22 protein-coding genes, 1 tRNA gene and 1 pseudogene are annotated in these 18,455 nt (G+C 62.8%); 18 read left to right on the plus strand and 6 right to left on the minus strand.

Features of this window, described 5'->3' with window-relative positions:
* The first annotated feature begins 58 nt into the window (after positions 1-58).
* From aroQ to aat, 7 genes are all read left to right on the plus strand, one after another.
* Entirely contained in the window at positions 59-499 is a 441-nt protein-coding gene (gene aroQ, locus QYC26_RS04055; protein ID WP_317514115.1) for a type II 3-dehydroquinate dehydratase, read from the plus strand.
* Between the two features lie 37 nt (positions 500-536).
* Positions 537-1,013 carry an acetyl-CoA carboxylase biotin carboxyl carrier protein gene (accB, locus tag QYC26_RS04060; RefSeq protein WP_317514116.1) on the plus strand — a complete coding sequence of 159 codons (477 nt, stop codon included), beginning with the start codon at positions 537-539 and terminating at the stop codon, positions 1,011-1,013.
* Between the two features lie 6 nt (positions 1,014-1,019).
* Positions 1,020-2,372 carry an acetyl-CoA carboxylase biotin carboxylase subunit gene (accC, locus tag QYC26_RS04065; RefSeq protein ID WP_317514117.1) on the plus strand — a complete coding sequence of 451 codons (1,353 nt, stop codon included), beginning with the start codon at positions 1,020-1,022 and terminating at the stop codon, positions 2,370-2,372.
* A 32-nt stretch (positions 2,373-2,404) separates the two neighbouring features.
* Positions 2,405-3,109, plus strand: coding sequence for a glutathione S-transferase N-terminal domain-containing protein (locus QYC26_RS04070; RefSeq protein ID WP_317514118.1), 705 nt, complete (start codon positions 2,405-2,407; stop codon positions 3,107-3,109).
* A gap of 78 nt (positions 3,110-3,187) precedes the next feature.
* Entirely contained in the window at positions 3,188-3,532 is a 345-nt protein-coding gene (gene arsC / locus QYC26_RS04075) for an arsenate reductase (glutaredoxin) (RefSeq protein WP_317514119.1), read from the plus strand.
* 89 nt (positions 3,533-3,621) lie between these two features.
* On the plus strand, positions 3,622-4,371 hold the full coding sequence (locus QYC26_RS04080; protein WP_317514120.1) for a ParA family protein: 750 nt from the start codon (positions 3,622-3,624) through the stop codon (positions 4,369-4,371).
* A 31-nt stretch (positions 4,372-4,402) separates the two neighbouring features.
* A complete protein-coding gene (gene aat, locus QYC26_RS04085; RefSeq protein WP_317514121.1) occupies positions 4,403-5,131 on the plus strand; it encodes a leucyl/phenylalanyl-tRNA--protein transferase in 729 nt (242 codons plus the stop codon).
* A gap of 35 nt (positions 5,132-5,166) precedes the next feature.
* Here the strand turns inward: aat and QYC26_RS04090 are convergent.
* The 5 genes and pseudogenes from QYC26_RS04090 to QYC26_RS04110 all read right to left on the minus strand — a co-directional run.
* A pseudogene (locus tag QYC26_RS04090) lies at positions 5,167-5,601 on the minus strand (DUF2155 domain-containing protein); the annotation flags it as partial.
* Complete coding sequence (locus QYC26_RS04095; RefSeq protein ID WP_317514122.1) at positions 5,583-5,978, minus strand: NADH:ubiquinone oxidoreductase subunit NDUFA12; 396 nt, start codon at positions 5,976-5,978, stop codon at positions 5,583-5,585. The pseudogene QYC26_RS04090 and the gene QYC26_RS04095, both read right to left, overlap by 19 nt.
* A gap of 60 nt (positions 5,979-6,038) precedes the next feature.
* The gene (locus QYC26_RS04100) at positions 6,039-6,521 is read right to left on the minus strand and encodes a DUF192 domain-containing protein (RefSeq protein WP_317514123.1); all 483 of its coding nucleotides are present in this window, start codon (positions 6,519-6,521) and stop codon (positions 6,039-6,041) included.
* 4 nt (positions 6,522-6,525) lie between these two features.
* Positions 6,526-7,128: a cold-shock protein gene (locus QYC26_RS04105; RefSeq protein ID WP_411197627.1), complete on the minus strand. Its 603-nt coding sequence runs from the start codon at positions 7,126-7,128 to the stop codon at positions 6,526-6,528.
* 103 nt (positions 7,129-7,231) lie between these two features.
* Complete coding sequence (locus QYC26_RS04110) at positions 7,232-7,870, minus strand: regulatory protein RecX (protein WP_317514124.1); 639 nt, start codon at positions 7,868-7,870, stop codon at positions 7,232-7,234.
* Positions 7,871-7,948: 78 nt separating this feature from the next.
* Here QYC26_RS04110 and QYC26_RS04115 point away from each other — a divergent pair, with 78 nt between their 5' ends.
* From QYC26_RS04115 to rplL, 11 genes are all read left to right on the plus strand, one after another.
* The gene (locus tag QYC26_RS04115) at positions 7,949-9,676 is read left to right on the plus strand and encodes a fatty acyl-AMP ligase (RefSeq protein ID WP_317514125.1); all 1,728 of its coding nucleotides are present in this window, start codon (positions 7,949-7,951) and stop codon (positions 9,674-9,676) included.
* Between the two features lie 141 nt (positions 9,677-9,817).
* The gene (locus tag QYC26_RS04120) at positions 9,818-12,154 is read left to right on the plus strand and encodes a putative bifunctional diguanylate cyclase/phosphodiesterase (protein WP_317514126.1); all 2,337 of its coding nucleotides are present in this window, start codon (positions 9,818-9,820) and stop codon (positions 12,152-12,154) included.
* A 31-nt stretch (positions 12,155-12,185) separates the two neighbouring features.
* Positions 12,186-12,755 carry a cysteine hydrolase family protein gene (locus tag QYC26_RS04125; protein ID WP_317514127.1) on the plus strand — a complete coding sequence of 190 codons (570 nt, stop codon included), beginning with the start codon at positions 12,186-12,188 and terminating at the stop codon, positions 12,753-12,755.
* A gap of 85 nt (positions 12,756-12,840) precedes the next feature.
* Positions 12,841-12,916: transfer RNA gene (locus QYC26_RS04130), tRNA-Trp, on the plus strand.
* A 133-nt stretch (positions 12,917-13,049) separates the two neighbouring features.
* Complete coding sequence (secE, locus tag QYC26_RS04135) at positions 13,050-13,247, plus strand: preprotein translocase subunit SecE (protein WP_317514128.1); 198 nt, start codon at positions 13,050-13,052, stop codon at positions 13,245-13,247.
* 19 nt (positions 13,248-13,266) lie between these two features.
* Positions 13,267-13,803 carry a transcription termination/antitermination protein NusG gene (nusG, locus tag QYC26_RS04140; protein WP_317514129.1) on the plus strand — a complete coding sequence of 179 codons (537 nt, stop codon included), beginning with the start codon at positions 13,267-13,269 and terminating at the stop codon, positions 13,801-13,803.
* Positions 13,804-13,915: 112 nt separating this feature from the next.
* Complete coding sequence (gene rplK, locus QYC26_RS04145) at positions 13,916-14,347, plus strand: 50S ribosomal protein L11 (RefSeq protein ID WP_317514130.1); 432 nt, start codon at positions 13,916-13,918, stop codon at positions 14,345-14,347.
* A gap of 4 nt (positions 14,348-14,351) precedes the next feature.
* Complete coding sequence (gene rplA / locus QYC26_RS04150; RefSeq protein WP_317514131.1) at positions 14,352-15,050, plus strand: 50S ribosomal protein L1; 699 nt, start codon at positions 14,352-14,354, stop codon at positions 15,048-15,050.
* 110 nt (positions 15,051-15,160) lie between these two features.
* Positions 15,161-15,619: a MaoC family dehydratase gene (locus QYC26_RS04155; protein ID WP_317514132.1), complete on the plus strand. Its 459-nt coding sequence runs from the start codon at positions 15,161-15,163 to the stop codon at positions 15,617-15,619.
* 314 nt (positions 15,620-15,933) lie between these two features.
* A complete protein-coding gene (gene rplJ / locus QYC26_RS04160) occupies positions 15,934-16,449 on the plus strand; it encodes a 50S ribosomal protein L10 (RefSeq protein ID WP_317514133.1) in 516 nt (171 codons plus the stop codon).
* Positions 16,450-16,503: 54 nt separating this feature from the next.
* A complete protein-coding gene (gene rplL / locus QYC26_RS04165; protein ID WP_317514134.1) occupies positions 16,504-16,875 on the plus strand; it encodes a 50S ribosomal protein L7/L12 in 372 nt (123 codons plus the stop codon).
* 82 nt (positions 16,876-16,957) lie between these two features.
* On the opposite strand, the gene QYC26_RS04170 is transcribed toward rplL, so the two are convergent.
* Positions 16,958-18,406 (minus strand): carotenoid oxygenase family protein, encoded by a 1,449-nt coding sequence (locus QYC26_RS04170; protein ID WP_317514135.1) that lies wholly within the window; start codon positions 18,404-18,406, stop codon positions 16,958-16,960.
* Positions 18,407-18,455: the final 49 nt, after the last annotated feature.

The raw sequence follows: 18,455 nt of genomic DNA on the forward strand, positions 1-18,455 counted from the left end.
TTTCCGTCGCGGGCCATATAGGGAGCCCCTTGGCAATGCCGCAACCGAAAGGCTCGTAATGGCAGATACAAAGACCGTGTTCGTGCTCAACGGCCCCAATCTCAACCTGCTTGGGCTGCGCGAACCGGAAATCTACGGATCTGACACGCTGGACGACATTGCAGACCGTCTGGAAGACCGGGCACGCGAACTGGGGCTTGTCATCGACATGCGCCAATCGAACCATGAGGGGCATCTGATCGACTGGCTGCACGAGGCGAATGCCGAGGGCGCACAGGCGGTTATCCTCAATCCGGGCGGTTACACGCATACTTCGGTGGCGCTGCACGACGCGATCAAATCGATCACCGTGCCCGTTATCGAGGTCCATCTTTCAAACCCGCATGCGCGGGAAAGCTTTCGCCATGTCAGTTATGTAGGCCGCGCGGCCAAGGGAACCATTGCGGGCTTCGGCGCGCTCTCCTATTCCCTTGCGCTGGACGCGGCCGCCCGTCTCTGACAATAGCGCTCGCTTCAAGGGGTAAAATGAGGGTCGGATGACGACTGAAAAAACCAACGACACCATGCAGATCGACCCGGCGCTGGTTCGCCAGCTGGCAGAACTGCTCGACGACAGCAAGCTGACCGAAATCGAGGTGCAGGACGGCGATCGCCGCATCCGCGTTGCCCGTAACGTCACGATTGCGGCAGCAGCCCCCGTGGCGATGGCCGCGCCGGTGGCAGCAGCGCCTGTTGCAGCGGCAGCGCCCGCAGCCGAGGCACCCGCAGCGGCAGCGCCTGCCAATGCAATCAAGTCGCCCATGGTCGGTACCGTCTATCTCGCGCCCGAACCGGATGCCGCGAGCTTCGTGACCATCGGCAGCACCGTGAAGGCCGGCGACACGCTCCTCATCGTCGAAGCGATGAAGGTGATGAACCCGATCACCGCGCCGAGCGGTGGCCGCGTGACCGCCATCCTCGTCGAAAATGGCCAGCCGGTCGAATACGACCAGCCGCTCGTTGTCGTCGAGTAAGCGACCATGAAGATCGAGAAGCTCCTGATCGCCAATCGCGGCGAGATCGCGCTGCGCATCCACCGCGCGGCGCACGAAATGGGCATCCGGACGGTAGCCGTGCATTCGACCGCAGACGCGGACGCCATGCACGTGCGCCTGGCCGACGAGGCGATCTGCATCGGCCCGCCGCCGGCGGGCGAGAGCTATCTCAACATCCCCAACATCATCTCGGCTGCCGAGATCAGCCATGCCGATGCGATCCATCCCGGCTATGGCTTCCTTTCGGAAAACGCGCAGTTCGCCGAGATCGTTGAATCGCACGGCATCGTCTTTGTCGGCCCCAAGCCGGAACATATCCGCACGATGGGCGATAAGGTCGAGGCCAAGCGCACCGCGGGCAAGCTGGGCCTGCCGCTGGTTCCGGGTTCGGACGGCGCGCTGACCGGCATTGAAAGCGCCAAGATCATCGCCGAACAGATCGGGTATCCGGTGCTGATCAAGGCGGCATCGGGCGGCGGCGGCCGCGGGATGAAGGTGGTGCCAAGCGCCGATCAGCTCGAAAGCCTGATCGGCCAGGCCAAGAGCGAGGCCAAGGCGGCGTTCGGCGACGACACCGTCTATATGGAAAAATATCTCGGCAACCCGCGCCACATTGAATTCCAGGTGTTCGGCGACGGCAGCGGCAACGCCATCCATCTGGGGGAGCGCGACTGTTCGCTGCAGCGCCGCCACCAGAAGGTTCTGGAAGAAGCGCCCTCCCCCATCCTCAGCCACGCACAGCGCGACGAAATGGGTGCGATCTGCGCCAAGGCCATGGCCGAAATGGGCTATCGCGGCGCTGGCACGATCGAGTTCCTGTACGAAAATGGCGAGTTCTACTTCATCGAGATGAACACCCGCCTGCAGGTGGAGCATCCGGTGACCGAAGCGATCACCGGCCTCGACCTCGTCCGCGAACAGATCCGCATCGCCGAAGGCAACCCGCTGACCCTGCGCCAGCAGGATGTGCAGTTCCGCGGCCATGCGATCGAATGCCGTATCAATGCCGAAGACCCGCGCACCTTTGCCCCCTCGCCGGGCCTGGTGAAGAGCTTCCACGCGCCGGGCGGCATGCACGTGCGCGTCGATAGCGGGCTGTATGCCGGGTACAAGGTGCCGCCTTATTACGACAGCATGATTGCCAAGCTGATCGTATACGGCACGACCCGTCAGGGCGCCCTTCGCCGTCTGCGCCGCGCGCTGCAGGAATTCGTGATCGAGGGCATGAAGACCACGATCCCGCTGCATCAGGCGCTGCTCGACGATCCCGAATTCCAGTCGGGCGACTATACGATCAAGTGGCTGGAAGAATGGCTGGCCAAGCAGGACGACGCCTGAGCGCATTTCGAGCATAGACTAAGGAGGTCCGGATGCCTGATCTTACCGCGTTTCCGATTACGAGGCGCTGGCCGGCCAAGCATCCGGACCGTATTCAGCTTTATTCGCTACCCACGCCCAATGGCGTGAAGGCTTCGATCATGCTGGAAGAGATCGGGCTTCCCTATGAGCCCCATCTGATCGATATCGGCGCGAACGAGACCTGGACGCCCGAATATCTGGCGCTCAACCCCAATGGCAAAATCCCGGCGATCATCGATCCGGACGGCCCCGGCGGCCAGCCGCTGGCGCTGTTCGAATCGGGCGCGATCCTCCTCTATCTGGCCGACAAGACCGGAAAGTTCATCCCGCACGACGTCCACCAGCGTTACGAGACGATCCAGTGGGTCTTCTTCCAGATGGCGGCGATCGGGCCGATGTTCGGTCAGGTTGGTTTTTTCCACAAATTCGCGGGCCGCGAATATGAGGACAAGCGCCCCCTCCAGCGCTATGTGGCCGAAAGCAAGCGCCTGCTGGGTGTTCTTGAGAGCCGGCTGGACGGGCGCGACTGGATCATGGGCGAGGATTACACCATCGCCGATATTTCGATGCTGGGCTGGGTGCGCAACCTGATCGGTTTCTACGATGCGGGCGAGCTGGTCGATTTCGCCAGCCTGAAGCACGTGCCCGCATGGCTGGAGCGTGGACTTGCCCGTCCGGCCGTGCAGCGCGGGCTGAACATTCCCGCACGCGGCTGATCCCCCCATCGCCATCGTCAAGGAACAGATGCGCCGCGCGGCGCATTGGACCACTATATCAAACCCAAGGAGCAGGCCGTGAAGGCAACCATCTGGCACAACCCGAAATGCGGCACATCACGCAAGACGCTGGAAATTCTGCAGAACCAGCCCGGCGTCGAGGTTGAGGTGATCGAGTATCTGAAGAACCCACCGTCCCCCGAAAAGCTGGGTGCGCTCTACGCCCGCGCCGGCATGACCCCGCATGACGGGCTGCGCCGCAAGGAAAAGCTGGTGCAGGACCTCGACCTTGATCATGTGAGCGAACCGGCGGTGCTGAAGGCGATGGTGGCCGATCCGATCATCATTGAACGCCCGATCGTCGAGACCGAAAAGGGTGTCCGCCTGTGCCGCCCGCAGGAAAAAGTGCACGAAATCCTGTGATCCGGCGCTAATCGCGCCAACTGCAACATCCCTGTCACATTTCGTGCGTTTACCCCGGGGCGAGAAAGCCAGAAGGGGTGGCGCACGATATGGGCACGGTTGCTGTTTACAGTTTGAAAGGCGGGGTCGGCAAAACCACGATCGCAGTGAACCTGGCCTGGGCGGCGGCGCAGCAGTCCGCCCGGCGAACGCTGTTATGGGACCTCGATCCGCAAGGGGGTGCCAGCTATCTGATCGGCGCCCCCGCGACGCCCGGCATTTCGGCCGAGGCGATATTCTCGAAATCGGTGGCGCCTTCCCATTATATCCGCCCCTCGACGGTAGCGGGCGTAGACCTGCTCGGTGCCGGCGCGTCGCTGCGCGGGCTTGACCGGTTCCTTGAGGATCTGGCCAAGAAGAAGCGGTTGGCGCGGCTGATCGAGGGGCTGCGCAAGGATTATGACCGGATCATCCTCGATTGCCCGCCCGGGCTGCACGAGACCGGCGAGCAGATATTGCGCGCGGCGGATATCATCGCCGTACCCGTCATCCCCTCTCCGCTTGCCGAACGCGCGCTGGACGAGATGATCCAGACGCTTTCTCGGCTAAAGGGCGCGGACGGTGCGATCATCCCCATCTATTCGATGGTGGACCAGCGCCGCGTGCTCCACCGCACCGCCACCGACGCCCGGCCAAGCTGGCCTGCCATTCCCATGGCGAGCGCGGTCGAACAAATGGGTGTCGAACGTGCCCCGGTGCATGCATTTGCCCCTCGTTCCAACGCCGGGCAGGCCTTCAGCGAATTATGGCGCGTGATCGAACAAAGGCTGAGCGGCGCAAAACCAATGCGGGGCCATTGATAAGGCGGGGTTAAAGCCGCATATTGAGGGCGTGCAACCACTCGACACAACGATGCTGCTCCGCGCCTATGCCTGCGGCGTCTTTCCGATGGCGGACGACCGCGATGCCGACAAGGTGTTCTGGGTCGAGCCCAAGAAACGCGGCGTGTTGCCCCTTGACGGCTTTCACCTCTCCCGCTCGCTTGCCAAGACGATCAAGTCCGACCGGTTCATAGTGACCGCCGACCGGGCGTTTCGCGAGGTGATCGCCACCTGCGCGCAGGAAACGAGCGACCGGCCGGGCACGTGGATCAACGCGCAGATCGAATCCGCCTGTGTCGAGCTCCACGCGCGTGGCCATGCCCATTCGGTGGAAGTGTGGCACGAGGATGCGCTGGTCGGCGGGCTTTACGGGATCAAGCTGGGCGGCGCGTTTTTTGGGGAGAGCATGTTCAGCCGGATGCGCGACGCCTCGAAGGTTGCGCTGGCGCATCTGGTGGCGCGGTTGCGGCTGGGCGGATTTACGCTGCTCGACTGCCAGTTCATCACCGATCATCTGGCGTCGCTGGGCGCGATCGAAATACCGCGCGACGATTACATCGCGTTGCTGGATTCGGCGTTGGTCGGCGGTTCGGGCGTGGCTTCCTCACCCGACTTCTCGGCGCTCGATTCCCTGGCGGCGGAGGCCTTGCGCGGCGCCGATGACGCAGCTTCGGAAACAACCGTATCGGGCCCGGTATCGGGGAAATTCATCGTGCAGGCCTTGGCCCACACATCATAGACCGGGTGCTCGACGACGTTGAGCGAAGGCGACTCCTTGAACAGCCAGCCCGAGAATACCCGGCCCCATTTGTCCTTGGCGTCCTTCACATCGACCTGGACAAAGGCGCCGGTCAGTTGCTCGGGCTCCCAGGGCGCGGTCTTTTCACAGGCGCGCAGGCGGACGATGACATCGCCCAGCCGCAGCGCCTGGCCGGGCTTCATCGTGAGATCGCGGGAAATACCATTGCGCTTGTTGAGCACGCCGATCACGGCCACGCGGTCGGCCATCGGCGTCGTCCCGGCGACCGCCGGGGCATCGACCTGCTCGACCTTTTCGGTGGGCAGGGCTTCAGCCGCGGCGCGGGGCGTTGCGGGCGCCTGCGGCTGTTGATCCTGAAGCGCCGAGACAGCCTGCCAGCCAGCCGCGCCAAGCACGACCGCGGCCACACCGCCCAGCACCCAGCGCTTGCTCACGCGCCGGGCGTCCATGCCTCATAATCGCCAGTGGCCTTGGCCCGCTGACCACCCTTTTCAAGCGCGCCCGCAGGACGATAGGCCTGCGGCGTGCCGGTAAGGTTGGGCATGGGCTCCACCTGCCAGGCGCGCGCCGGGGGCATCACTTCATCGGGCGTGCCGCTGATCGTGCCGTGGAGCCAGCTGTGCCATTCGGGCGGCACGCGGCTTGAATCGTTCAAGCCCTTGTAGATGACCCAACGACGACCGCGACGGCCATCCTGCGCGCGCCCTTCGTAATAGACATTGCCCAGATGGTCCTCGCCGACCTTGCGGCCATTGCGCATCGTGTTGAGCGCGGTGCCGAAGGTCGCGCCTTCCCACCAAGTGAAAATATTCTTGAAAATGCCCATAGGCGCTCCGTTACTGCAAAGCAGGCCGTTAGCAAACCGCTTTTCGCCCGATCGCGGCGTTCAGCGGGGTTGCGGGCCGCCTTCCCAGCTTACCTTGTCGCCTTCGCGGATGCCGAGCGCGTCCGAGCGGCCACCGGCGATCTCGAAAACGGCAATGACCGGCTCTCCCGAGTCGACAGGCTCCAGCGAGTGGGGTGTGGCCTCCCGCGCTATGCGCGCAATGCTACCGTCCTGCCGGATGAAGATCATATCGAGAGGGATGAGCGTGTTCTTCATCCAGAACGACGCCGGGCGCGGCGTTGCGAAGGGAAAGATCATCCCGCCATCGTCGGGCAGCTGGGTCCGGAACATCAGGCCCCGCTGCTGTTCCTCAAAGCTGCGCGCAACCTCGACGCGGAAAGCGATCGTGCGATCGGCGGTTTTCACCGAAAGCGGGATGAGAACGGCCTCTTCGGCCTGATTCGCGGCCACGGCAGACGTCGCCCCACTGCAGCCGCCCAGCATTGCAGAAAGCGCCAGCACACACGCCAGATATGTCTTCATCGGTTCAGTGAGGCCTTTCAACGACCACGGCGAGCAACCCCTTGTTGCCCTTCACACTGCGTGCGTGAAGCGTATCCCCGGTTTCAATGTCAATGAGGCCCGCGCGCCGAAGCGTTTCCATATGGACGAAAATGTCGCTCTCATCATCGTCGCGAACAAGGAAACCGTAGCCCTTGACCCGGTTGAACCATTTCACCGTTACCTTTTCGAAAGGCCCGGCTTCGTCGACGAACTCCATCGGATCGACACGGCTGGCACGATCACGCGCCTGCTTGTCGAAATCGGGCCCGATCGCGGTCGACAGGTCGAAGGTCAAAATCTTGCGCGCCTGAAGCCCGCGATTGCGGCGCACCGCAAGGCAGACGAGCCGCGTCCCTTCGGGCAGGCTCCTACGGTCATGCTCACGCAGGACCGAGAAATGGATGAGCACATCGCCCGATCCGTCCTCGGCAACCATGAAGCCGAAGCCCCGCGTTGCATCGAACCATTTGATGGTGCCCGAATGGCGTTCCAGAACCTCCAGATCGGCCGATCCGGCCGAAATGGAATTTGTGTGAGCAGTCTCATGGCCGGCCCCAAAAGCCGAACCGTGATCTAATGCCTCCAAGCGACCAGTCTCATGCACGCGAGCGGTCCCCTCCATTCATGTGCTTCCCCAGTTGAAGGTAACATAGGAACCAGAAATACCAAACCTTGAGAAGAGGAATGTTTCACAACGGTTCTTCAAGTTCATCGCCGGGAGCGGCCGAGACTATTCTTTTCGAGAATTCAAAGGAATGACCTGCGCGCAACATCGCGGAAAACTGCCGTTTACGCGTAGGTTCATCAGCGGGCGAAGCGCCATAGGGGCCGATCCGGCGCCGGCTGGCAAAACGCATCGCGGCATCCCATGCGCCCTCCTCCGCCACCGTGCGCGCAGCCCCTGCGTCCGAATCCTCGATCCCCGCGAGTCGCAGCGCCTCTTCCACGCGGCGGCTGCCATAGCCGCGCCGGGTGAGTGCGGTCGCGCGCATTTCGGCAAAAAGCGCGTCGTTGACATAGCCGAGCTCTGCCATCCGCTCGGCGAGCTGTTCCACCGGCGGCGGCGCCTCCCCCGCCCAGCCGCGCTCGCGCAGCTTGCGATGCAAATAAGCCTGCAATCTGGCCCTTGAGGTGGCGTAGCGTTCGACATAATGGAGCGCCAGACGTTCAAGGTCAGCCGCCTGTAGCGCCGGACGCCCGGTTTTTGGTTGTTTTCCCGTCACCGCCACGTTTGTGCCACAGTCGGGCCGGATTTTGAACGCGCCTTTATCGTTAGAAGGCGAAACTGTGATAATTCGCGCCGGTGCGCCTGCTGGGTTCAAAACCACGGCAATTCCGGCAACAAGGGACGCTGTGACATGCTTAATATAGCAAGGAATGCCGCGCCCGGCTCAAAGGTCGCTGATATGCAAATTCTTGAACCGACCCCGACCCAGGATGGGCTGGCGCGTCGTTTTTCCGACTTCAACACGCTTGGCGACGCGCTCGACTATGCCGCCACCGGCAAACGCGGCCTGAATTTTCACGATGCGCGCGGCAATCTGGCGCACCCCTATCGCTACTCCGAACTGCGCGAAGATGCGCTCGACTATGCCTATCGTCTGATCGCGCACGGAATCGCCCCCGGCGACCGTATCGCGCTGATCGCCGAAACCGGCCCCGAGTTCGCTGCCCTGTTCTTCGGCACCGTCTATGCCGGTGCATGGCCCGTGCCGCTGCCCCTGCCCACCTCGTTCGGCGGTCGTGACAGCTATATCGACCAGCTCAAGGTCCAGTTGCAAAGCTCCGACCCGAAGATGCTGCTCTTCCCGGCCGAACTGGCGACGATGGCCGGTGAGGCAGCGACCCAGTCGGATGTCGAAGGGATGGCCTGGGAAGATTTCGGCGCGCGCGCCGCAACGCCCGCCCCGCTTCCCGAAGCCAAGCCGGACGATATCTGCTATCTGCAATATTCCAGCGGCTCCACCCGCTTTCCGCACGGCGTGGCCGTGACCCACCATGCGCTGCTCAACAATCTGGCCGCGCATTCGCATGGCATGGAACTGGCCCCCGAGGACCGCTGCATTTCGTGGCTGCCCTGGTATCATGACATGGGTCTGGTCGGCTGCTTCCTGTCGCCGGTCGCCAATCAGGTTTCGACCGACTATCTGAAGACCGAGGATTTCGCGCGCCGGCCGCTCGCCTGGCTCGACATGATCAGCCGCAACACCGGCACCTCGATCAGCTATTCGCCGACCTTCGGCTATGACATCTGCGCCCGTCGCATGTCGAGCCAGACGCGCGCGTCGGACCGTTTCGACCTGTCGCGCTGGCGGCTTGCGGGCAATGGCGCGGACATGATCCGCCCCGACGTGATGCAGAGCTTTGTCGATGCCTTTGCCGAAGCCGGCTTCAAGGCATCGGCCTTCCTCCCCAGCTACGGCCTTGCCGAAGCAACGCTTGCGGTGTCGATCATGCCCCCGGGCGAAGGCATCGTCGTCGAACTGGTCGAGGAAACCGAATTGTCGGGCGGCGCGGGCGCCGAAGACCGGCCGCAGCGTTACCGCGCCATCGTCAATTGCGGCAAACCCTGCCGCGACATGACCATCGAGATCCGCGACGAGGATGGCGGCGCGCTGCCCGACCGCACGATCGGCAAGGTCTGGTGCAAGGGGCCGTCGGTCATGGCGGGCTATTTCCGGGATCAGGAAGCCACCGATGCGTGCATGCGCGATGGTTGGCTCGACACCGGCGACATGGGTTATATGTCCGATGGCTACATCTATATTGTCGGCCGCGCCAAAGACATGATCATCATCAACGGCAAGAACCACTGGCCGCAGGACATTGAATGGGCCGTGGAGCAGCTCCCCGGCTTCAAGCAGGGCGACATCGCGGCGTTCTCGATCACCACCGCCGGTGGCGAGGAAACCCCCGCCGTGCTCGTCCATTGCCGCACGTCGGACAATGCCGAACGCGTCCGCCTGCGCGAGGAAATCCGCGAAAAGGTACGTTCGATCACTGGCATGAACTGCGTCATCGAACTGGTTCCGCCGCGGACGCTGCCGCGCACCAGCTCGGGCAAGCTCAGCCGCGCCAAGGCGCGCAACCTGTATCTGTCGGGCGAGATCCAGCCCTTCGATCTGGCCGCCTGACCTTATCCGGCAAGACTGATAAAATTGTTCGGGCGGCAGGACATTCCTGTCGCCCGAACTGCAATTCGGCATAGCCCGGCCGCCTCGGCAACTTCTCGCTAACCTGTCTCCGCTATGTCCGCCCATGTGGACCAGAATCGGATGATAGGGGGAATTGCGCCCGATATCGGGTGGCTGACCATATTGGGGCTGAGTGATTCGGCTGCCCGCAATCTGGGTGCCGTGCGCGCGGCCCAGTTGAGCGTGCTCCACCGCACCGCACTATTTCGCTTTGCTGCCAATATGTTCGCCGCGCTGCTCCTCATCATCGCGTTCCGGGAGCAGATCGGTGCTCAAACGCTGTATGGCTGGCTGGTGCTGACCATCGCCACCACCGGCTTCAACGCGCATGACCGGATAAGCGCCCGCCACTGGGCGGACCGTTCCGCAACGCTGGTAAACCTCCACCGCGAAACCATTGGTTCGCTGCTGACCGGCCTTGTCTGGTGCATCCCGATCATTTTGTTCGCGCCGCACGCGGATACGGGCGGGTTGCTCGCGCTCTGGGCGATATCGGCCTTTCTAATGGCGGTATCGACCGCAATCCTCGTTACCGTTCCGGTGGCGACGATCACCTTCCTGCTGCTGATCGGATTCACATGGGCGGCGCAACTGGCGGCGCTCGGGCATATCATCCCGATGGTGGTGACGCTCTGCTACACGGCCATACTTGTCGTCTCCGCCATGCGAAGCGGCCGCGCCTTTGTGCTGAACCGCGTCGCCACGCTTGAACTCAGCGAGAATAAGGAAGTCGTGAGCCTGTTGCTGCGCGAATTCGAGGACGAAAACGCAGACTGGCTATGGCAGACCGACATGCAGGGACGCATGACCTCAATCGCGCCCCGCTTTGCCGCGGCCCTCGGCAAACCGGCCGAGGAACTGATTGGAATGACGCTGCCATCGATGCTGATGTCGGCGTCGGAAGATGGCAACGCCGCCGCCCTTGCGCCGCTCATCGACCGCTTGGCAACGCGGACGAGTTTCGCCAACCTGATCGTGCCGATCGATCGGCAGGGCGAAATACGCTGGCTGGCGCTGTCCGCCGCGCCCAAGACCGATGTGCATGGCAATTTCATGGGGTTTCGGGGTGTCGGGTCTGACGTGACCGCCGAACGCACCTCCGCCGACCAGATCAACCGGCTGGCCCGATCCGACATGCTGACAGGCCTGCCCAACCGACTGAGCCTGAACGAAATGCTGAGCCGGGCACTGGAACCGTGCGGGGCCATTCCGCCGCGCTGCGCCTTCTTGATGATCGACCTCGACCGATTCAAGGCGGTCAACGACACGCTCGGCCACCCGCTCGGAGACCGGTTGCTGGGCCAGGTGGCGGCACGGCTCAACGCCCTGATGGCCGCGCAGGATCTGTGCGGGCGCCTGGGCGGCGACGAATTTGCGGTGGTGATCCGCAATGTCGCCGTGATCGAACATATCGACGAACTGGCTCAGGCGATCATCGAATCGCTTTCCGCGCCCTATGAGGTGGACGGGCATTCGCTATACATAGGCGCGAGCATCGGGATCGCCGTGGCCCCGGAAGACGGATCAACGCCCGAGACGCTCGTCCGCAGCGCCGACCTCGCCCTGTACCGATCCAAGGATGCCGGCGGCGGGCGCTATCACCGGTACGAGCCGCAGCTTCATGCGGATGCCGAAGAGCGCCGCGCGCTTGAAAGCGCGCTGCACGGCGCGCTGGAAGCCGGACAGATGCGGATCGTCTATCAGCCGGTCATCTCGACGAGCGCGGCCGCGATCGAGGCGTTCGAAGCGCTTTTGCGCTGGGACCACCCCGAACTGGGCGCTGTTCCGCCCTATAAGTTCATCCCCGTCGCCGAGGACACCCGGCTGATCACGCGGATCGGTGAATGGGTGCTGCGCACCGCGTGCATCGAGGCCGCGCGCTGGCCCGCCCCCATCCGCGTCGCGGTGAACGTCTCCCCCGAACAACTGAACGATCCCCACTTCGTGTCGTCGGTGGTGTCGGCCTTGTCGCACAGCGGGCTTGCGCCGGAACGGCTTGAGCTTGAGGTGACCGAGAGCATTTTTCTGCGCGAGGGCACGGGGGCGATCAATATTCTCGATCAGGTGCTCCGCCTCGGCATTCGCCTGACGCTCGACGATTTCGGCACCGGCTATTCAGCGCTCGGCTATCTGCGCAAGACCCGGTTCTCGACGATCAAGATCGACCGAAGCTTTGTCGAGGGTGCGGCGCGCAACAACAGCGAAAGCCTCGCGATCATCCGCGCGGTGGTGGCGCTGGCGCAGAGCCTGGGCATGAGCACGACCGCCGAAGGCGCCGAAACCGAGGAAGAGGTGAAAATCGCCCGGCAATTGGGGTGCAGCAAGGTGCAGGGCTATTATTTCGGCCATCCCATGAGCCCGGCCCATGCCGCAGCGCTGGTGAATCAGGACGCATCGCCGATTGCTGCCAGCGCCTGACAATCGCGCCCGAGCCAGTTAAGCTCACCCAATGCAAACGCCCCCTGCCCTGATCCTGATCGACCTGCAACGCGCGATCGACGATCCGCTCTGGGCGCAACACGGCCCGCGCAACAATCCACAGGCGGAGGAGCGCGCAGCCACGCTGCTGGCGCACTGGCGCGCAAAACACTGGCCGGTAATTCACGTCCGGCATGATTCGACCGAGCCCGATTCCGCCTATCGGCCGGGACAGGCAGGACATGATTTCAAACCCGAACTGTCGCCCTTGGCGCAGGAAACGATCGTCCCCAAGCACCGCAACAGCGCCTTTATCGGCACCGGACTGGAGGACGCGCTGCGCCGCGCGGGAATCGAAAGGCTCGTGCTGGCAGGGGTGCTCACCAACAATTCGGTGGAGGCGACCGCCCGCATGGCCGGCAATCTGGGGTTCGACGCGATTCTGGCTGAAGATGCCTGCTTCGCCTATCCGGTGCGCGACCGACGCGGCAGGATATGGCCCGCCGAGGATGTCCATGCGCTTTCGCTCGTCAATCTCGACGGCGAATATTGCCAGATAATGCTGACCCAGAACATCGTCGCGGACGATTTTTTCACCTGAAGCGCGCAGCAATCCGCGAATAAACGCATTGAAGCACTTGCGCTTCCCCGCAGCGGCGGCTAATGGCCGGGCTCTTCCCGAGACTAGGGGTATAGCTCAGTTGGTAGAGCATCGGTCTCCAAAACCGAGGGTCGTGGGTTCGAGTCCCTCTGCCCCTGCCACGCTTGCCACAACAGGCGGCGCGGATTAGATCGGGATCTGAAATTGAGGTCGGCAGGCGACTCTGGTCGATGAGGCCGGACGGTTGCCTACGGCCTCATTTTCGTTGTCTATTGGATTTTGAAGGCGAGCAGCGTGGCGAAGATCAATCCCGGCGAGTTCATCCGGCAGGTCCGAGCGGAAACGGCGAAAGTCGTTTGGCCGTCCAGCCGTGAGACGATCCTGACCACGGTCATGGTTCTCATCATGACCACCATTCTTGCGCTGTTCTTCTTCACGGTCGATACGGTATTCAGCCGCATCGTTAAGGCACTGCTCAGCCTCATCGGCTGACAAGTTTTTAGGGACGAGAATGTCGCGCTGGTACATCATTCACGCCTATTCGGGCTTTGAAAACAAGGTTCGTGACGCGATCATGGCGGAAGCCACGCGCATGGGTCTCGAACGGCTCGTGGAAGCGGTCGAGGTTCCGACCGAGACGGTGACCGAAGTCCGCCGTGGCAAGAAGGTCCAGTCCGAACGCAAGTTCTTCCCCGGCTATGTGCTGGCGAAGCTCGAGATGAACGACGACGTCTATCACCTGGTGAAAAACACCCCGAAGGTGACGGGCTTCCTCGGATCGTCGGGCAAGCCGCAGCCGATCAGCGAAGCGGAAGCCGCGCGAATCCTCAACACCAAGGAGGAAGCCGCCGCAGCACCCAAGCACAAGATCAAGGTCGATTTCGAAATCGGCGACAGCGTCAAGGTTCTCGATGGCCCGTTCGCGAGCTTCAACGGCCTTGTCGAGGAACTCGATTTCGAAAAGAACAAGGTCAAGGTCGCGGTATCGATCTTTGGCCGCGCCACCCCGGTCGAACTGGATTTCGAACAGGTCGAGCGCGCGAAATAAGAATTTGGCCCTGGCGACGGCCAGGACCAGAGTACCCCGGCTTCGGCCGGGGTACGAACTTGCGGGAGGCCTTTGGGCTGCAAGAACCGCTAAACTTGAAAGAGAGTGAACCATGGCAAAGAAGATTACGGGCTATATCAAGCTCCAGGTGCCTGCTGGCGCCGCCAATCCCTCGCCGCCGATCGGCCCTGCACTGGGTCAGCGCGGCGTGAACATCATGGAATTCTGCAAGGCTTTCAACGCCGCCACCGGCGACCTTGAAAAGAGCATGCCGATTCCGACGATCATCACCGTCTATGCCGATCGCAGCTTCTCGTTCATCACGAAGACGCCGCCGGCCACCTTCCTCATCAAGAAGGCCGCCAACCTGAAGTCGGGCTCGAAGGAACCCGGCAAGGCGAGCGCTGGCAAGATTGCCCGTTCGAAGCTGGCTGAAATCGCCGAGCTGAAGATGAAGGATCTGAACGCCAACGACATCGAAGCGGCGACGAAGATCATCGAAGGCAGCGCCCGCTCGATGGGCCTCGAAGTGGTGGAGGGCTGAAACCATGGCTAAGCAGACCAAGAAGGCAAAGACCCTCGCCCAGAGCATCGACCGTGACAAGCTGCACGGCGTTGATGAAGCGATTGCACTGATCAAGGCAAACGCGACCGCCAAGTTCGACGAAACCGTCGAAATCGCACTGAACCTGGGCGTTGACCCGCGCCACGCCGACCAGATGGTCCGCGGCGTCGTCACCCTGCCCAAGGGCACCGGCAAGACCGTTCGCGTTGGCGTTTTCGCCAAGGGCAACAAGGCTGACGAAGCCAAGGCTGCCGGCGCAGACGTGGTTGGCGCAGAAGACCTGCTCGAAATCATCCAGGGCGGCAAGATCGAGTTCGATCGCTGCATCGCGACCCCGGACATGATGGGCCTGGTCGGCCGCCTCGGTAAGGTTCTGGGTCCGAAGGGCCTGATGCCGAACCCGAAGCTGGGCACCGTGACCCCGAACGTCGCCGAAGCCGTCAAGGCAGCCAAGGGCGGCCAGATTGAATACCGCGTCGAAAAGGCCGGCATCATTCACTCGGGCATCGGCAAGGCATCGTTCTCGGCCGAAGACCTGCGCGCGAATTTCGACGCGCTGGTTGACGCTGTCGTCAAGGCAAAGCCGTCGGGCGCCAAGGGCAAGTATCTGAAGAAGATCGCCCTCAGCTCGTCGATGGGCCCGGGCGTGCGCGTGGACACTGCGGAAGTCGCAGTCGCCTGATCGCACGACAGGACAAACGGAAAGGGCTGGAGGAAACTCCGGCCCTTTTTGTTTTAGATCAACCGATCGATCGGACTGGACTCCCCCGCCCCACTGCGCACAATGCCGACATGCAGAACCCTGATCTATATCTTGAAGACCTGACGCCCGGCGAAAGCTGGACGGGCCAGCCCTTTCAGATCACCGAGGCGGAGATCCTGGCCTTTGCCCGCGAATATGATCCGCAACCCATGCATGTGGACGCCGAAGCCTCCGCCAAGGGACGGTTCGGCGGGATCATCGCGAGCGGATGGCATGTCGCATCGCGCGTGATGCGCGAATATGTCGACACCGCACCTTTCGGCAACACGCCGATGCTGGGCGTGCGAATCGACAATCTCTGCTGGCTTCACCCGGTACGCCCCGGCGACTGGCTGACGGTGCGCCGCGAGATCGTGGAGGTCAGCCGGTCGAAAAGCCGCCCCGACCGCGGCATGCTGCGCACCGCGACGAGCGTGACCAACCAGGACGGCGTGGCCGTGCTGACCTTCGAAAATCTGATGCAGATGCCCGCCCGCGCCGCACCCTGACCGCGCCAAAGCTTGACGGGCGAGCCGAATCTGCTATGCGCTCGCCCTTGATCGGAAGGCTTTGCCGCCCGATCGCCGTCCGAGACAGTTGGTGCAGGGATTTGCCTGCTTAATTTCCAGCCTAGACGGGGAACAGTTTCATATGCCCTGAGCCACGCTTTCGCGCTGATTTCAGGGTCTGCCACTCAGGCAGGCGATACATTCCCCTCGGACCAAAACACCCCGCGCCTGGGCGCGTGCGTTTCGGCGCATGCCCTGATCGCGGGATTTGCCGGTTTTGCGTGGTGCGAAACCGGAATTACGTGGAGAATGGCATGGATCGTGCTCAAAAAGCTGAGCTGGTCGCCGAACTGAACAGCGTCTTCTCCGAGACCAGCGTGGTGGTTATCACCCGCAATCTCGGCCTCACCGTCGCCCAGTCGACGGATCTGCGTGGGAAGATGCGCGAAGTTGGTGCCAGCTACAAAGTAGCGAAGAACCGCATTGCCAAGATCGCGCTCGAAGGCACGCCGTATGCACCGATCAGCGACCTGCTGACCGGCCCGACGGCGATCGCCACCTCCGCCGACCCCGTGGCCGCCGCCAAGGCAGCTGTGGAATTCGCGAAGACCAACGACAAGTTGGAAATCGTGGGCGGCGCGATGGGCGAAACGTTCCTCGACGCCGATGGCGTGAAGGCGCTTGCTGCGCTTCCTTCGCTCGACGAACTGCGCGCAAAGATCGTGGGCCTCGTTCAGGCTCCCGCTCAGAAGCTCGCTTCCGTCACCCAGGCACCCGCAGGCCAGCTGGCCCGCGTGTTTGGCGCTTACGCGGCCAAGGACGCCGCCTGAGTTACCTAATCAATCTGAAACTTTCGGGGCACAGCCCCAATTGGAGATTACATCATGGCAGACCTTAACCAGATCGTTGAAGACCTTTCGGCTCTTACCGTTCTCGAAGCAGCTGAGCTCTCGAAGCTCCTCGAAGAAAAGTGGGGCGTTTCGGCCGCCGCAGCAGTTGCAGTTGCAGCTCCCGCCGGTGCCGCTGCTCCCGCAGCTGAAGAAAAGACCGACTTCGACGTCGTTCTCGTCAACGACGGCGGCAAGAAGATCAACGTCATCAAGGAAGTCCGCGCCATCACCGGTCTCGGCCTGACGGAAGCCAAGGCACTCGTCGAAGGCGCTCCGAAGGCTGTCAAGGAAGGCGTCAACAAGGACGAAGCCGAAAAGATCAAGAAGCAGCTCGAAGAAGCTGGCGCGACCGTCGAACTCAAGTAAGTTCGCGATCCGCGTGGTTGGCCCCGGCCAACCCGATCGAAAAGGAAGGGCGGTGCTTCGGCGCCGCCCTTTTCTTTTGGGCTCAGAGCCCGCCCGGCACCCAATTGCCGTGAAACCCCGGCGGAATGCGGTGCGGAATGTGGATAACCGCGACCGGCGCCCCCGTGAAATCACCGGCATCGAGGATCTGAAGCTCGGTCCGCTCACCGGGCAGATCGACGACCATCCCGATCAGCCAGCCATCCCCCTCTGCGGCTTCGCCTGAACGCGGCACGAAGACGAACTCGCCCGGATGGCGACCGGGGCCGCAATCACGAATATCAGTTTTCGCCGCCTCGACATCATGACGGAAGAGCCGCGTGTCCGAGATCGATAGCTCGCCCCGGCCATCCTGCGGCAGCGCGACCGAATAGAGCCATTTATAGGGCCTGCCCGTCTGCCGTTCATCGAAACGCGGAAATTCCTGCGGATGCTCGTGGAGCACCGCGCGGGTGACCGCCCCCGCCACCGGATCGATCGTCCAGCGCTCAAGCCGCGACGCGGGGGAATCTGGGCCAAAGACGCTTTGCGCAAACATGGTATCGTGCGCGACGACATCGACGATGACACACCCGTCCGCGCGTTCGAACGCATTGCCCGGATGGAAGACATAGCAGGGATCGACATCGCACCAGATGGTGTCGGCGCCGCGGCCGGTGCGCGGGCACAACCCGACACGCGCACGGTGCGCGGGGTTCCACTGATAGGGGAAACGCCGACCGCCGAGCATCGCCTTCATCGAGAAAGTAACGGGCAGATCGAAGACCAGCACATAGTGTTCGGTAATCGCGCAGTCATGTATGCTTGGCCCATGTTCGACGGCGATCGCTTCCTGCCGGACGACATGCCCCGCCGGATCGACGACGACGTGCCAGACCGTGTCCATGACGGGCGCGTCATAGCAGATGGCGTGGAGATCGCCGGTGGCCGGATCGCGGTGGGGATGCGCAGAAAAGGCGGTGGTGAGCGTACCGCCGAACGGATTGTGCGCGACCGTATCGAGCCCGTCGGAGAGTTCGACCGGATAGCCGCCCGCCTCGACAATCGCCCAGGTGCGCCCGGCATGGCCGATGATATTGGTATTGGCGGTATCCGTCCGGGGATTACGGGAGCCCGACGCGCGCGGCTCACCCAGTGCATCGCTGACGGCATTCGAGCGGATCCAGCGATTGCGATACCACGCGGCGCGCCCCCCCGCGATGCGAATGCCGTGCGCCATGCCATCGCCGGTGAACCAGTGATAATCGGCCGGATTGGGCGGCGTGACCGGATTGGGCCCGATGCGCAGATAGCGGCCATCGAGTTCGGGCGGAATAGCCCCCTCCACCACCAGATCCGAAAGGCTTTCCTCCGTCGTCATCGGGCGGTGGATGCCAGTGAGATACGGATGCGGGCGATCGGGTGCGGCCATGCGGCCCCGATTGAACTCCGCCACCATGCCAAGGCCTTTTCCAACGGCAGACCGGATCGTGCTTTCAATGCTGTTGGGCATATCGCTCTCCTGACATTCCGCATGGATGGCTTTTGCTCCATGCAATGTT

It is taken from the genome of Sphingomonas sp. C3-2, assembly GCF_033025475.1.
Taxonomy (GTDB): Bacteria; Pseudomonadota; Alphaproteobacteria; order Sphingomonadales; family Sphingomonadaceae; genus Sphingobium_A.

Coding starts and splice junctions, on each gene's coding strand:
- rplA (WP_317514131.1), top strand. CDS start 14,352: ATGGCTAAGCAGACCAAGAAGGCAAAGACCCTCGCCCAGAGCATCGAC.
- accC (WP_317514117.1), top strand. CDS start 1,020: ATGAAGATCGAGAAGCTCCTGATCGCCAATCGCGGCGAGATCGCGCTG.
- QYC26_RS04125 (WP_317514127.1), top strand. CDS start 12,186: ATGCAAACGCCCCCTGCCCTGATCCTGATCGACCTGCAACGCGCGATC.
- accB (WP_317514116.1), top strand. CDS start 537: ATGACGACTGAAAAAACCAACGACACCATGCAGATCGACCCGGCGCTG.
- QYC26_RS04080 (WP_317514120.1), top strand. CDS start 3,622: ATGGGCACGGTTGCTGTTTACAGTTTGAAAGGCGGGGTCGGCAAAACC.
- aroQ (WP_317514115.1), top strand. CDS start 59: ATGGCAGATACAAAGACCGTGTTCGTGCTCAACGGCCCCAATCTCAAC.
- QYC26_RS04115 (WP_317514125.1), top strand. CDS start 7,949: ATGCAAATTCTTGAACCGACCCCGACCCAGGATGGGCTGGCGCGTCGT.
- rplJ (WP_317514133.1), top strand. CDS start 15,934: ATGGATCGTGCTCAAAAAGCTGAGCTGGTCGCCGAACTGAACAGCGTC.
- QYC26_RS04170 (WP_317514135.1), bottom strand. CDS start 18,406: ATGCCCAACAGCATTGAAAGCACGATCCGGTCTGCCGTTGGAAAAGGC.
- rplK (WP_317514130.1), top strand. CDS start 13,916: ATGGCAAAGAAGATTACGGGCTATATCAAGCTCCAGGTGCCTGCTGGC.
- QYC26_RS04100 (WP_317514123.1), bottom strand. CDS start 6,521: ATGAAGACATATCTGGCGTGTGTGCTGGCGCTTTCTGCAATGCTGGGC.
- QYC26_RS04155 (WP_317514132.1), top strand. CDS start 15,161: ATGCAGAACCCTGATCTATATCTTGAAGACCTGACGCCCGGCGAAAGC.
- QYC26_RS04120 (WP_317514126.1), top strand. CDS start 9,818: ATGATAGGGGGAATTGCGCCCGATATCGGGTGGCTGACCATATTGGGG.
- nusG (WP_317514129.1), top strand. CDS start 13,267: ATGTCGCGCTGGTACATCATTCACGCCTATTCGGGCTTTGAAAACAAG.
- QYC26_RS04070 (WP_317514118.1), top strand. CDS start 2,405: ATGCCTGATCTTACCGCGTTTCCGATTACGAGGCGCTGGCCGGCCAAG.
- QYC26_RS04095 (WP_317514122.1), bottom strand. CDS start 5,978: ATGGGCATTTTCAAGAATATTTTCACTTGGTGGGAAGGCGCGACCTTC.
- rplL (WP_317514134.1), top strand. CDS start 16,504: ATGGCAGACCTTAACCAGATCGTTGAAGACCTTTCGGCTCTTACCGTT.